Annotated in this window: 8 protein-coding genes; 5 read left to right on the forward strand and 3 right to left on the reverse strand. The window is 64.9% G+C overall.

All coding sequences use genetic code 11. The features are described 5' to 3' along the window. Positions 1–766 precede the first annotated feature (766 nt). Together G6N77_RS20310 and G6N77_RS08390 are read left to right on the forward strand one after the other, a co-directional pair. Complete coding sequence (locus G6N77_RS20310; RefSeq protein ID WP_165181574.1) at positions 767–1,180, forward strand: LPXTG cell wall anchor domain-containing protein; 414 nt, start codon at positions 767–769, stop codon at positions 1,178–1,180. A 797-nt stretch (positions 1,181–1,977) separates the two neighbouring features. Then, positions 1,978–6,429: an InlB B-repeat-containing protein gene (locus G6N77_RS08390; RefSeq protein WP_165181575.1), complete on the forward strand. Its 4,452-nt coding sequence runs from the start codon at positions 1,978–1,980 to the stop codon at positions 6,427–6,429. Positions 6,430–6,698: 269 nt separating this feature from the next. Here the strand turns inward: G6N77_RS08390 and G6N77_RS08395 are convergent, their stop codons facing one another. After that, the gene (locus G6N77_RS08395; protein WP_165181576.1) at positions 6,699–8,558 is read right to left on the reverse strand and encodes an HNH endonuclease signature motif containing protein; all 1,860 of its coding nucleotides are present in this window, start codon (positions 8,556–8,558) and stop codon (positions 6,699–6,701) included. Between the two features lie 550 nt (positions 8,559–9,108). On the opposite strand from G6N77_RS08395, the gene G6N77_RS08400 reads away from it, so the two are divergent. Both G6N77_RS08400 and G6N77_RS08405 read left to right on the forward strand, forming a co-directional pair. Further along, a complete protein-coding gene (locus G6N77_RS08400; protein ID WP_165181577.1) occupies positions 9,109–10,797 on the forward strand; it encodes a DUF8189 domain-containing protein in 1,689 nt (562 codons plus the stop codon). Between the two features lie 13 nt (positions 10,798–10,810). Further along, on the forward strand, positions 10,811–11,092 hold the full coding sequence (locus G6N77_RS08405; protein WP_165181578.1) for a protease inhibitor I42 family protein: 282 nt from the start codon (positions 10,811–10,813) through the stop codon (positions 11,090–11,092). 80 nt (positions 11,093–11,172) lie between these two features. On the opposite strand, the gene G6N77_RS08410 is transcribed toward G6N77_RS08405, so the two are convergent. Then, positions 11,173–12,405 (reverse strand): glycosyltransferase, encoded by a 1,233-nt coding sequence (locus G6N77_RS08410; RefSeq protein ID WP_165181579.1) that lies wholly within the window; start codon positions 12,403–12,405, stop codon positions 11,173–11,175. Next, positions 12,402–12,980, reverse strand: coding sequence for a TetR/AcrR family transcriptional regulator (locus G6N77_RS08415; RefSeq protein ID WP_165181580.1), 579 nt, complete (start codon positions 12,978–12,980; stop codon positions 12,402–12,404). The genes G6N77_RS08410 and G6N77_RS08415 overlap by 4 nt, the downstream gene beginning before the upstream one ends. Positions 12,981–13,125: 145 nt before the next feature. Between G6N77_RS08415 and G6N77_RS08420 the strand changes: the two genes are divergently transcribed. After that, positions 13,126–14,550: a polysaccharide deacetylase family protein gene (locus G6N77_RS08420; protein ID WP_165181581.1), complete on the forward strand. Its 1,425-nt coding sequence runs from the start codon at positions 13,126–13,128 to the stop codon at positions 14,548–14,550. Positions 14,551–14,553 lie beyond the last annotated feature (3 nt).

The raw sequence follows: 14,553 nt of genomic DNA on the forward strand, positions 1-14,553 counted from the left end.
GAAATCAAGTGACATTGCCAATGAAGACGGGTGGTTTCCACCCTTGTTTTAAAAATCTTCCGATCATAGTCTTTTATTGCCGCACCTAGCGACGGCTCTACATTGTTGCGGGCATTTATAAGGCGAGCCAAAGAATTTGGACATCGCTTCATTCAACGCTGCCCAAGATTAATATTTCGCCAGGCATTCCCATGCCATAAAGAGCATAATTCTGACGGCCGGGGGAATTCATTTGTTGAATTACCTGGCCACTGAAGCATCACCTGAAAATACTTTGGAAAGTTGGGGAACTAATGCATTACAAGCCAGAGCACATTCAAAGCAATGCGGGGAAGTCATCACCTCCGCGCAAACTCCGGTCGACCCTCCTGTCGTCGGCCGCTGTCCTTGCCCTTGGCTTTGCCAGCCTTGGCGCCCTGGCCGCTGCACCCGCAAATGCCACGCCGGGCTCGGACTACGAAGTCACCATTTGCCACGCCACGTCGGCGGAGAACAACCCATACGGGCCCAAGCCAATCACTGTGGACGTTGCCTCGATACTCAACGAGCCTGGCCATTCTGGGCACACCGGCCCGGTGTTCGCCGCCGGCATGACCTCGGGCTGGGGCGACATTATCCCGCCCATTGGCAATAACGGCGACCAGTACGCCGGGATGAACTGGACCGCTGAAGGCCAGCTATTTACAACAACGGCTGCCGGATTCCTGACACAACAGACATTTCGCTCGCCGCGCCGGCAGTTGTTCAGGCCGTCTGCACCGACGGCGTGCTCTCCACCCCGTCAGTTACCCCGGTTGCCATTGACGGCCTCACGTACAAGGTGGCCGGTGACGTCGCCAACGGCGGCACCGCCGTCGTTACGGCCACCGCCTCAGCCGACAACACCCAACTGGTGGCAGCCGATGGCTGGAACTTGAATGAAGACGGAACGGCCACCTTTACCGTTACCTTCGACAAGGTGGCCTGCCCGGCTGTCGTGGTGACCACACCTCCGGCCACCACCACCACGCCGGCTGCGCCCGCAACAACTGACCCGGCAGTCACCACCGCAGCCGTTCAGCCCGCGGGCCTGGCTGAGACAGGTGCCAACTCAGGATTCTTCCTGGCCCTGGGCGCCTTGCTCCTGGGTCTTGGTGGAGTCGCCGTGTGGCGCACCCGCCGGACGGCCGGCAAGCACTAACGGCACCAACTGCTGGAAAGTGAGCGGATCACAAAGGTCCGCCACGGACTGATATTGCACAAATGTGGCCCGGACATTCCCCTTCAAGGGAATGTCCGGGCCACTTTGTTTTGCCTAACATCTTTGGTCCGAAGCCGCCATGAACAAGGGACTGATCCAAGTAGGGAAATACACTACCCGAGTGTTTCCTGGGAAAACACGAGTGACCATCACGCTAGCAGTGATTAATATCACGAACCTAGCCTTGCAGTACTGATCTGAGGCTGGGGCGGAGAAGCAATTGTTACTCGTACCAAGAATGTGGAATTGGCTAGCTGGAGCAATGCTCGCCAGCCGTTCACAATGCGCCCCCATCACCGTGGAATTCCATCGATTATGCACGTGATGAAGAGGCGCTCTTTCACATTAACCATGGCTCGCAAAAAACATGGAATCAACGGTCTCGTTGGCAAAGATAACGAAGCAGAAACAAGAAATGGGGAATCATGTTAGGGAAATCCAGAAAGTCATTGCACCGGTTGGGGGGTGGTGTTCCGGGGCGGAAGTGGCTGTCCCAGTTCTTGGCTGTCATGGCTGCCCTAGCCATGACGTTTGCAGGTCTCGTTGGTCTGGCAGTCGGCCCGGCCGCGGCGGCACCAGCCAGCACACAAGTGGCTGCAGCACCCGCGGCGACCTCCGCGGACGGCACTGTCGTTTACTGTCACAGGGCAGCCGCATTGACCAAGCCATACAACTGGGGCATGGCCAGTTCCGTGTCCGCTTTCATCGAGCAGGGCCATGCTTCACACACCGGGCCAATGTTCCCTCTCGTTGGCACGGACGGCAAGTGGGGGGACATTTATCCGCCCATCCCCGGAGTTAGCGACACCGGACAGAACTGGGGACCCGATGGTCAGGCCATCTACAACAACCAGTGCAATACCGATGTTCCCGTGGCTCCCATGGATCCAATTGTGGAGCTGGCTGTTTGCACTGGCCCCGGCTCGGCAACAGTTCCAACCGTCACCCTCGCCGTAACAAACGGCATCACCTACCAGATTCAAGGGACGGTGGCCTCCGGCAACACAGTAACCATCATCGCGGTCCCTTCTCAGCCGCTAATTTACAAACTGACCGCTGCTCCCGGGTGGACGCTGAACGCGGATGGCTCCGCAAGTTTCACGGTGGTGCTGACAATTCCGAATTGCACCGCCGATGTTGCGCCGGTCGCCCCAACAGTTGCCCAGGCACAATGTACAGGGCCGGGCACTTCAAGTGCACCGTCACTGACCCTGCCGAGCACCGAAGGCATTGACTACGTGCAAACCGGCACCGTGGCCCTGGGAAACACCGTCACCGTGACGGCCACCGCGAAGTCCAGCTACAAGCTGAAGGCAGCTGACGGCTGGGCGCCCAATGCGAACGGCACGGCAACATTCACCGTCACCTTCACCACCCCGGACTGCATCATCCCGGCAACCCCGGTTGCCCCGACAGTGGTCCAAGCAGTGTGCACCGGCCCCGGAACGGCAACCACCCCCACCATTGACCCGGCCACCACCACCGGCATTAACTACGTGGTAACCGGCACCATCGCCCAGGGCCAGACCGTGACCGTCACGGCAACCCCAAAGACCGGCTACAAGCTCACCACAGCTCCCGGCTGGACACCGCAAACCGACGGCGCAGCAAGCTACACCTTCACCGTCGAATTCACCACCCCGGACTGCATCATCCCGGCAACCCCGGTTGCCCCGACAGTGGTCCAGGCAGTGTGCACCGGCCCGGGAACGGCAACCACCCCCACCCTGAAGGCGGCGACCACCACCGGGATTGACTACGTGGTAACCGGCACCATCGCCCAGGGCCAGACCGTGACCGTCACGGCAACACCCAAGCCCGGATACAAGCTGACCACAGCTCCCGGCTGGACACCGCAAACCGACGGCGCAGCAAGTTACACCTTCACCGTCGAATTCACCACCCCGGACTGCATCGTCGGGGCCAGCCCGTTGCCGCCAACTGTCACCCAGGCAGTCTGCACCGGCCCCGGAACGGCCAGCACGCCCACCATCGAGTGGACCGCGGTCAAGGGCATCAGCTACTCCAACACGGGAGTGGTGGCCGCCGGCAACACAGTCACAGTGACTGCCACGCCGGCGTTCGGTTACAAGCTGAACGCCTCAGACGGCTGGACGCTGAACAACGACGGGACAGCGACCTTCACGGTCAGCCTGGCAGCCGCACCTGACTGCATCGTCCTGGCCACCCCGGGAACGCCGACAGTCACCCAGGCTGTCTGCACCGGTCCTGGAACGTCCACCACGCCAACGCTGGGTGTGCCGACCAACACCGACGCCATCACCTACAGTGCCAACGGGACAGCAGCACAAGGTGCCACCGTGCTTATCACGGCCACACCCACCTTCGGGCACAGCATCACGCCCGGCAACGGATGGCTGCTTAACAAGGACGGCACAGCCACCTTCACGGCGATCTTCGGCACCCCTGACTGCATCGTCCCGGCCACCCCGGGAACGCCGACGGTCACCCAGGCTCAGTGCACGGGGCCGGGGACGGCCACCACACCAACGCTGGGCCTGCCGGCCAACACCGCCGCCATCACCTATAGCGCTGACGGAGCAGCAGCACAGGGCGCCACGGTCCATGTCACCGCCACACCGACCTTTGGCCACAGCATCACCGCCGGCAACGGCTGGATGCTCAACGAAGACGGCACGGCAACGTTCACGGTGAACTTCAATACGCTGGACTGCATTGAGGGTGCCACACCGGCTCCACCTGTGATCACCCAGGCAGTTTGTGCGGGCCCCGGAGTGACAACCCCGGCATCGCTTACGTACGCGGAAACCAACGGGATCATGTACTCCCAGAACGTTGCCACGGCCGCAGGCGCCACGGTGGTGGTCACGGCCACCCCGACCTTTGGCCACAAGCTGAACTCCGCAAACGGCTGGACCATGCAGGCAGACGGAACGGCCACCTTCGTGGTCACTTTCGACGCAGCACCTGACTGCATCGTCCCGGCAACTCCTGGCACGCCGACCGTCACCCAGGCGGTTTGCACCGGACCGGGAACGGCAAGCACACCAGCGTTGAAGGTGCCGGGCAACAGCGACAGCATCACCTACACCACTGACGGCACCGTCGCAGCAGGCAACACCGTCCACGTCATCGCGACACCGACCTTCGGCCACAGCATCACAGCCGGCAACGGATGGATGCTCAACGAAGACGGCACCGCCACCTACACGGCCACCTTCGGCACCCCAGACTGCATCGTGGGGGCAACCCCCGCTGCGCCAACCGTCACCCAGGCGGTTTGCACCGGGCCGGGAATGGCCAGCACGCCCACCATCACCTGGACAGCAGTCAAGGGAATCAGCTACTCCAACACCGGAGTGGTCGGGGCAGGCAACACCGTCACGGTGACTGCCACCCCGGACTCCGGATACAAGCTGAACTCCGCTGACGGCTGGACACTCAACCAGGACGGCACAGCAAGTTTCACAATAAAGTTCAGCGCCGCACCTGACTGCATCATCCCCGCCACCCCGGGCACACCAACCGCCACCCAGGCGGTCTGCACGGGCCCCGGAGCGGCATCCACGCCAACACTGACAGTGCCGGCCAACACCGACACCATCACCTACAGCACCAATGGCACCGTAGCCGAAGGCAACACCGTCCACGTCATCGCCACCCCGGCGTTTGGCTACAGCATCACCGCCGGCAACGGCTGGATGCTCAATGAGGACGGCACGGCCAGCTACACGTTCACCTTCAAGACGCTGGACTGCATTGTCGGAGCAACCCCGGCCGCACCGGCCGCCACCCAGGCGGTATGTGCCGGACCCGGAGTGACAACCCCGCCGACGCTCACCCCCGCCACAACGGATGGGATCATGTACTCCCAGAATGTTGCGACGGCGGCAGGCGCCACCGTGGTCGTCACGGCGACCCCCACGTTTGGCCACAAGCTGAACGCGTCCGACGGCTGGACTGTGCAGGAAAACGGCACAGCCACCTACACCGTCACCTTCGCTGCAGCACCTGATTGCATCGTCCCGGGCACCCCGGGCACGCCAACCGCCGCCCAGGCGGTTTGCACGGGGCCGGGCATGGCAAGCGCAGCCGAATTGACAGTGCCTGCCAACACCGACGGCATCACATACACCACCTCGGGACCTGCAACCGCAGGCACCACGGTCACTGTCACCGCCACGCCGGAGTTTGGTTACAGCATCAGCGCAAGCGACGGCTGGACCCTCCATGAGGACGGCACGGCCAGCTACCAGGTGGAGTTCAGCACCCCGGACTGCATCGTCCCGGCAACGCCCAAGGCGCCAACCGTCACCCAGACGGTGTGCACCGGGCCCGGAACGGCAAGCACCCCGGAGCTGGCCTTCGCGGAAACGGAAGGGATCACCTACTCCCAGGACGTTGACACTGCAACAGGCGCTGTCGTCGCCGTGACGGCCACCCCGAACGACGGCTACAAGCTGGCCGCCGCCGAAGGATGGACGGCCCAGGAAAACGGCAGTGCAACGTACCAGGTGGAGTTCAGCACCCCGGACTGCATCGTCCCGGGAACACCGGAGGCACCAACGGCAAACCAGGCAGTCTGCACCGGCCCCGGAACAGCAACCACCCCGGAGCTGACCGTGCCGGCCAATTCGGACGGCATCACCTACAGCACCGAGGGAACGGCAGCCCAGGGCGAGACCGTCAGGGTCACGGCCACGCCGGCGGAAGGCTACAGCCTCACTGAAGGAAACGGCTGGATGCTGAACGAGGACGGAACGGCCAGCTACGAGATCCACTTCGACACAGTGGATTGCGTAGTCGCGGCAACACCGTCCGCGCCAACCGTCACCCAGGCAGTGTGCACCAACGGCACGGTGAGCACGCCAACCCTGGCGCTGGCCACCACCAAGGGCATCACGTACACCACAGCGGGGACGCCGGCCACCGGCAAGTCCGCCACGGTTACGGCGGTCCCGGCTGACGGCTACAAGCTCGCAGCCACCGCTGGATGGACCGCCCAGGCCAACGGAACCGCCACCTTCCTGGCAACCTTCAACAAGGTCGCCTGCCCCGTGGCAGTGGATCCACCGGCACCGCCTGCACCTCCCGCACCCCTGGCCTCCACGGGCTTCGACTCGGGCTGGAGCATCTCGCTGGCAATCATGTTCCTGGTGGTCGGTGCGGGAGCCGTATGGCGCAACCGCCGGCCCGCAGCCCACTAGGGCATGAACTGCACGGTCGCATGAAATAGCAGGAAAGGAACCCCGGCGCCACACAGGTGCCGGGGTTCCTTGCGTCCCATGGATTCCAGCCAAGCACGACGCCGGTCCCCTCGGTCCCGCTTGTCCCCGGCGGTCGGGCGCGCCGAGACTGACAAGACCGACAAGACTCCCCGCGGTCGAGCCGGTCGGGTCGGTCGAGCCGGTCGTGTCGTTCGAGCCGGTCAAGGCCGTCGAGACCCACGGGCCTTCAGGATTCGGGCATGAGGGTGTCATGAAGTCTGACTTCGCGTGTCGGGGAGGCCGTGGTGGTAGTTGTTGCGGAGTTTGGTCCTGGTTGGATCGAGTTTGTAGCTGGGCGTGTACCAGGGCGTGCCGAGTATCATTTCGACGCTCCAGTGCCCTTGGTGGACGGCATGGTGGTGCTCGACGCAGAGCAGGCATCCGACATCGACATTGGTCTCGCCGCCGTCCACCCAGGGATTTACATGGTGCGCGTCGCACCAATAGGCGGGGCGGGTGCAGTGGGGAAAGGAACAGCCTTTGTCGCGGGCGATGAGGATTTTGCGTTGGGCCTTGGTGAAGAAGCGTTGGGTGCGGCCGACGTTGAGGATCTCCTGACCATTGCCCAGGAGCAAGGTGGTCACGTCGGCGTCGCAGAGTTCGGTGCTGAACAGGCCGAGGGGCTGGGGTCCGCTGTAGGGAAGGAAGGCGATTCCACCCGGACGTCCGTCCTTGGTTTTTCGCTGGAGGTCTTCTTCGGTGGTTGTGATGAACAGTTGGGGTTTCAGCCCGCCATTCGCGGGCAGCTTGCTGGTGCGGGCGGCCAGGCGGATGCAGTCGATCATGCCGTCCAGGAGGCGTTGGGCACGGGTGCGCCGATCCGCCACCACAGGATTGGTGTTGGCGGGGTCGATCGGGTTCAGGCAAGGCAGTTCCTCCCCCGAGCCGGGCCCGGGCACGCGCACCCCGTCAATCACGTGCGGCCAGGGTTCCTCCGACACCGGACCGTCTGGGTTTCCGGCACTTCCGGAGCCGTCCTGCTGCGCAAGAGTGGTCGGTGTGGCCGATTCTGCGAGGTCCAGGAGCTCGCCGAGGCTGGTTTGTCCGGGGAGAACACCGTCCAGGACGCCACCGTTCCCGCCGGTGCCGAGGCCGGCCTTGGCTCGCTTGTCGGCGCCGAGGCCGCCGGCTGCACCATTTGTGGCTTCGATGTCATTGACGTCGGTGTGGGGGCGGGGGTTCATGGTGGAGTCGATGGCGACCATCATGACTTCGTACTTGGGCACCGTGGTCCAGCCCTCGAAGTGGATCAATCCCCGCCGGGCCTGGCGGAAGACGACGCCCTCCTTGGCGATCAGTTCTCCTTCGGTGGGCTGGTGCCCGTCAGGGTCCAGGACGTTGACGATCCGCACCCCCACATGGGTGAGGGACTCCGGGTCCATGGTCCGCGCATGGTCTGTCAGGGTGGCCTCCACGGCGAGCGCTTCGTCCGCGGTTATCCGTCCGCCGTCCGCCAGGTGGCGGGCCTCCTCGATAAAGCGGGAGGCGGTCAGGGCCTGTTCGGCGGAGAGTTCCCCCGCGAAGAAGGCGGCCGCGGTGGTCGCCTGGGCCGGGGGTGTGGTGACGAGTGTTAGGTCGTTGCGCACGGGCAGGAATTGGTCTGCCAGGCGCAGGCGCCGGCCCGCCTCGCCCCGGCTGACCCGCAGCGAGGTGCTCAGCAGGTTCATGGGGGCCTTGACACCGTCGAAGCGCCCGGCTCGCACCCGTCCGGCCAGGTTTCCGGCCACCTGGACCTGCAGGGCGGACAGGAAGGAGCCTAGGTGTTCCAGTTCCTGGGCCCAGGACACGGCTTCCGCGTCACTGAGGGAATCCACGTCCATCCCGAGCGGGGCGACCGGGCCGGCATTCCGCGCGTCCGGGCCCGCATCCTGATCGGCCCGACTTGACGGACCGGATTCGCCAGCGACGCGGGTGCCATCAGTCGCATCGAACCCGCCGGACCCGGCGTTGGCCGTGGCGGCACGGGTCAGGGCTTCGGCAAGGGCAATCAGTTGGCGGACATGCCCGCCAACGCCCCCGCCTGTCCGTGTGGATCCGGGATTCCCCGGCGTCCGTGTCGCCGCTTCCATGTCACCAACATTACGGGTCACCACCGACAAAAACAGGCCATATTTCGAATATGTGTACTACCTTCCCGCTAGGTCTGCCTGTGGAGGGAGCAACGCAAAAATAAGTTTGAACACGGCCGAATCCCGGGATCTCGACAGGCTCGACCGACGGGATCTGAACCTAGCCGAATCCCGGGGATCTCGACAGGCTCGATCAACGGGATCTCGAAAACTGAAGTTACCGGCAAGGAAAACCCGTCGGTAGCGTATGCACCCAACATCGACGAATCTACCATTGATTTCGTTATATGTTTTGCGCGCGGGCAAGGCCTCCGGGGGAGATACGGGGCCTCGATGGGGCGGTGCTGGGCCGGCCCTACCCACCAATTCTCCATTTTGGAACCACGCAGGCATGCGGCCTGCCACGGGAGCCTGCTAGGGGAACTTCCCACGGGAATTTCCCACAGGGGCCTGCCACGCCGGCAGGCCACAGACGCCTGCCACGCCGGCAGGCCACGGCACAGGCAGCGGCAAACCCCGGCGGTCCGCATGGGCATAGGAGCGCATCACCATGGCAACTTTGGACATCCATGACCTAACAGCATCCCTCACCGAAGCAAAGGCTCGCTGGAGCCCGCGCATCACGCCCCAGTCGCTGCTGGGCGACGAGGGCAAGAAGGCCCTTCTGGGCGTCATCTTCTCCCCCGCGGACGTGGCCCTGCGCGAGGCAGGACCGCAGGCCGCAGCACCGCCACCCGCCGGAGCCTTCTCGCCAGAGGTTGACTGGCGGAACAAGAACGGCAACCACGTGACCCCCGTCGAGGACCAGAAGTATTGCGGTTCGTGCGTGTCATTTGCGTGCACAGGCGTGGTGGAGTCCATGGCCTCGATCGAACTGGGCCAGCTCTTCGACCTTTCCGAGGCCGACTCTCACTTCAATTCAAACCACGGCCCGTCGTGCGCCGGCTGGAACTCGGACGCCTGCATGGCACAGCTGCAGGCCCGCGGCCAGGTCACCGACGCCGCGCTCACCTACATGAGCGCCTTCGACAACCCTCCCGTGATCGATCCGGCCACCTCGTTGTGGAAGCCATACGTTCGCCCCACACCCAACCGGCCCGCCAGCCAAGTCACCATCTCCCGCCACGGCTTGATCGGTGACATCAACGCCCGCAAGACCTACCTGGACACCACTGGTCCCTGCGCGGCATCCTTTGACGTGTACGACGATTTCTACAGCTACTCCACCGGCGTCTACCACCACGTGAGCGGGAACGCGGTGGGCGGCCACTGCGTGGAAGTCATCGGCTATTCGGAGTCGGAACAGTGCTGGATCGCCAAGAACTCCTGGGGCGCCGGCTGGGGCATGGCCGGCTTCTTCAAGATCGCCTACGGCCAGTGCAACTTTGACGTGTACGCCTTCTCCACCGCCGGCGGCGTCACCGTTCCCGCCACCCACGGCTGGAGCGGTTGGGAGTCCCTGGGCGGGATCATCACCTCCAAGCCCAGCGCGGTCTCCTGGGGCGCCAACAGGATCGACGCCGTGGCCCGCGGCACCGATTCCGCCGTCTGGCACCGCTGGTGGGACGGAGCCGCGTGGAACGGCTGGGAGTCCCTGGGCGGAGACTGCCAGAGCGGACCGGCCATCTGTTCCTGGGCCGCCGGGCGGCTGGACATGTTTGTGGTCGGCACAGACCACCAGCTGTACCACAAGTGGTTCGACGGCGGCTGGTCCGGTTGGGAGGCCCTGGGCGGCATGTTGTCCTCCGACCCGACAGCCGTGTCCTGGGGCCCCAACCGGATTGACGTCTTTGCCCGCGGCATGGATTCGGCCATGTGGCACCTGTGGTGGGACGGCAGCCACTGGGGCGGGTGGGAGTCCCTGGGCGGGGTCTGCGATTCGGCCCCGGCCGTGGCGTCGTGGGGCGCCAACCGGCTCGACACCTTTGTCAAGGGCACCGACAGCCAGCTGTACCACCAGTACTGGGCCGGCGCCGGCTGGTCCGGCTGGGAGGCACTGGGCGGCTACGTAGGCGGGGACCTGTCCGCCGTCTCCTGGGGGGCGAACAGGATCGACATGTTCTACCCCGGTGCCGGATTCGCCATGATGCACCGGTGGTGGGACGGGGCTTGGAGCGGGGAGGAAAACCTGGGCGGGCTGCTGTCCTCCGGCACGGGCGCCTCCTCCTGGGCATCCGGCCGCCTCGACTGCTTCGTCGAGGGCACTGACTCGGCCATGTACCACAAGTGGTACGCATGAACGCAGGTGCGCAGTGATCGAAGTCAACGCCGGTGACATGTTCACCGTGGACTTCCAGGCCACGCCGGCCACAGGCTACCAATGGTCCGTGGCCGGCGTGCCCGCCGGCGTGGAATTCCTCAGCGATTCCTTCACCCCGGAGGGCAATGCCGCCGCAGTGCCGGCCACCGGAACGCACACCTTCCACTTCCTGGCCGCACGGCGCGGAACGGTGGAACTGCGCTTTGTCCTCAAGCGGTCCTGGGAAGCCACTTCGCTGGATGAGCGGGCCATTCAGGTGAACGTCACGGGGTGAACCGGCGTTTCGGTGTCAGGCGTTGAACCACCAGCATGGCGCCCTGATGCCTTTGAGTGGCATGGAGACGACGAGCATCGTTATCCAGCAACGGCTGACAGGTCATTGAGTGCCTCCAGCCGATCGACGGCCAAGGACGCACCGCCCTCCGCCGCCATCCTTGAGGCCAGCGCCGCAGCTGCCGCCTTCAGCGTTATGGCATGGACGACGGCGGCACGCAGCCGGTCTGGCGAGAGCCGCTTCGGGGAGAGCATCAGGCCAGCACCGCTGGCCTCGACCCTGCGCCCCACCTCGGCTTGGTCCCGGCCAAAGGGCACGACGACGACGGGCACTCCGGCGGCGAGCGCCTTTTGGGTGACCCCGAAACCGCCGTGGGTCACCGCAACAACTGCTCGTGGCAACAGCAGGGAGTGAGGTGCGAACTCGACGAGGTGGGCATTGTCCGGCACGTTGAAGTCCTCGAGGCCAGCAGGCATCGTGGCGACCACATCGAGGTCTTCCCCGGCCAACCCTTCGAGAGCATTTCTGACCAGCACGCCGTCGTCCTGAAATTCCGAAGATGTGGTGACCAGCACCACCGGCCGGGTCAGGCGGTCGAGCCAGGTTGGCGCCTCGCGGGCCGGATCCCAGCACAGCGGGCCGGTGAAGAAGAACGATTCCGGCCATTGGGTGCGGGGATATTCCAGCGCCCGGGACGTGAAGTAAAGAGTCAGCGGCGGGCGGGTAAACATGTCAACGGCATCCCGCAGGGGTGTTGCCCCGGCTCTGGCCCGAAGCACGTTCGTGCCGGGCAGGGCGACACGCTCGAGCATGCCCAAAGTCAAGGGCATGAGCAATCGGTTGCGAAGCCTGCCAAGCGGTCCCGCCATCGGCCGCAGGCCCGGCCCGAACGGGGGTATCTCGGGAGCCGGCAGAGGGGTGGGTGAGTGCTGGATTGATGCCCAAGGCAGGCCGGAAGTTTCAGCGACCGCGGCCGCGCCCCAGCAGAGCACGTCCACGATCAGCAAGTCAGGCCGCTCTGCCCCAATGGCGCGCTGCAGCTCGGGCACTTGGAGCTCCCCGCGGGCTATGAAGTTGGCAACACCGGCCTTCAATGAAGCCAGCGGGTTGTGTTCCTTGTAGTCCGCCATCTGTATGGTGTCGATGGCCGGATCCACAGGGTCGGCCTTGAATCCGAGTGCGCGCAGCCCGGCCACCTCGGCCGCAATGGTTCGGATGACCACCTCATGGCCTCGCCGCTGCAGCTCCAGCAGTACCGGAATGGTGGGGAACAGGTGGCCGCGTGAGGGGGCGGTGTATACGAGGACCTTCATGAGAGCGCTCCTTCCAAGAGCTCCATGAGTGCCAGTTTGGTCTGGCGCTGGGAGAGGCGCTGCTGGCGACGCAGCAGATGCCATGTGTAGAGGTCGCAGATCGCAACGAGCTGTGCGGCCAGGCGTTTGCGGGCCACCCCCGAGCGCGCTTCGAGGCCGGACGCAAACACGCGGGCGCACCACTCGACATGGACTTTCCGCCCGTGCTCTGCAATTTCGGCGAAGGCGCGGACCCGGCTCTCTTGCCGGAGCAGGTGCATCATCAGATCCCCCTCCGCCTCGTAGAACTCGATCAAGTTTGCCACCGCACCGGCCAGGTTGCCCACCGGCGCATCCCGGCGATGCGCGTCTACCTGGGCTTCCCGGATCCGGGTGAGTTCAGCCACGATCCCCGCCTTGGAGCCAAAGCGCCGGATGACAGTCTGGACGGTCACCTCCGCGTCCGCTGCGATTTGGTCAAGCGTGACCTCATCAAACAATGCCACCTTGAAGCGGGCGTAGGCCGCCGCCAAGATTCGCTCCCCCGTCTGCCTGAATGCGTCGGCGCGGACCGACATCACGTAACGCTGTTTCATGTTAGTAATACTAATTCTAAATATTGTCCGGGTCCATGCTTGCGCCACCGGGACCAGGCGGTCCGGCGTAAATCGGATCAGCGCTTTCCATTCACCGAATCGTGAAATAATTTCCCCATACAGTCCCTTTCGAGCCTGGAGCACCATGCGCCGCCGTACACCTTCAGCCTCGGGATCCCTGCGGCGCGCCTGCGCCCTGGCGGCAGCCGCAGCAGTGGCCCTCTCCATGGCCGCCTGCTCCCCTTCCACCACCCCGGAAACCACCAAAGCACAGCTGGCCGCGCCCGGCTCCTGGCTGGTGCCGATGCAGGGCGAACGGGACGTGTCCGCCGTCGCCGGAGCCTATCCCATGAAACTGCAATCGCCGACGGCGGGGGGGACGTGGGCCTACCTGGACGGGGCAACAAGCTTCAACGCCGACGTCGACCGCCAGCTGCTGGCCGCCCTGGACAAGCACACCGGCGCCCGCTACCAACCCGCCGTGGAAACCGCCCGCCAGGACAAGGTAAAACTGACCGTCCAGGGGACCATCGTGCACACGGGCGGGCACTACCTGATCGGGCGCATCCGGATTACCCCGCACGGCCCCGGGACCACCGCCGAAACAACAATGGTCTATGACTCCGGCACGGGCACCACTGTCCCCTCGGAAGTGCTCGTGGCGCCGGCGCACCGCGGCGAGCTCGCCGCCCTGATCCGGTCCCTGCGCGGTGCGGACGCCACCGCCCCCGTGCCATTGACGGACCTGGCCTTTGACGCGGCAGGAAATCTGACCATGCCTGCAGGCTCCGCGAACCGCGCCATGGGCACCCTGAGAATCCCCGCGGCCGCGGTCCGGCCCTGGCTCTCCACCCTGGGCCGCCACGCCCAGGATGAAGCGGACGAGCCCTGGAAACCGCCGGCCCCGGCCCCGAAGCAACTCCGCCACATCAATTGCGACATCGTCCCGTGCGCTGCCCTGACGTACGACGACGGCCCCTCCCAGGCCACCACGCCCCGCCTTTTGAAGATGCTTGAGCAGGCAGGGGCGGGTGCCACGTTCTTCGCCGTCGGCGGCGCCGTGAGCTACAGCCCGCTGATCGCCAGGGCCGAGCACGACGCCGGCTTCACCGTGGGCAACCACAGCTGGAACCATCCGGACCTGCGCAGGCTCAGCCCGGCCGCCGTCGCCACCCAAATGCAGTGGACCAACAGCGCCATCAAGGCTGCCACGGGAGCAGCGCCCATGCTGATGCGGGCGCCGTACGGCGGAGTGGACGCGATGGTCCAGCAGAACGTGGGGCTGCCCATCATCCTGTGGTCGGTCGATTCCCTCGACTGGCTCTCCCGCGACCCCGCCAAATACATCCCGACCATCATGCGCCTGGTCTCCCCTGGGGCCGTCATCCTGGAACACGACATCCACGCCACCACGGTGGACCACCAGGGCGAGGTGATCTCGAGGCTGCAAAACGCCGGCTACTACCTGGTGACCGTGCCCCAGCTCTTCGCCGGCATCCCGCTGCAGGCCGGGCAGGTCTACCGCTGCCGCGGCCATGGCCGCCAATGCACGCCCTCCCCGGGCCGGTAACGG

This window comes from Arthrobacter silviterrae, from assembly GCF_011045165.1.
Taxonomy (GTDB): domain Bacteria; phylum Actinomycetota; class Actinomycetes; order Actinomycetales; family Micrococcaceae; genus Specibacter; species Specibacter silviterrae.

Coding starts and splice junctions, on each gene's coding strand:
- G6N77_RS08390 (WP_165181575.1), top strand. CDS start 1,978: ATGTTCCCTCTCGTTGGCACGGACGGCAAGTGGGGGGACATTTATCCG.
- G6N77_RS08395 (WP_165181576.1), bottom strand. CDS start 8,558: ATGGAAGCGGCGACACGGACGCCGGGGAATCCCGGATCCACACGGACA.
- G6N77_RS08400 (WP_165181577.1), top strand. CDS start 9,109: ATGGCAACTTTGGACATCCATGACCTAACAGCATCCCTCACCGAAGCA.
- G6N77_RS08410 (WP_165181579.1), bottom strand. CDS start 12,405: ATGAAGGTCCTCGTATACACCGCCCCCTCACGCGGCCACCTGTTCCCC.
- G6N77_RS08415 (WP_165181580.1), bottom strand. CDS start 12,980: ATGAAACAGCGTTACGTGATGTCGGTCCGCGCCGACGCATTCAGGCAG.
- G6N77_RS08420 (WP_165181581.1), top strand. CDS start 13,126: ATGCGCCGCCGTACACCTTCAGCCTCGGGATCCCTGCGGCGCGCCTGC.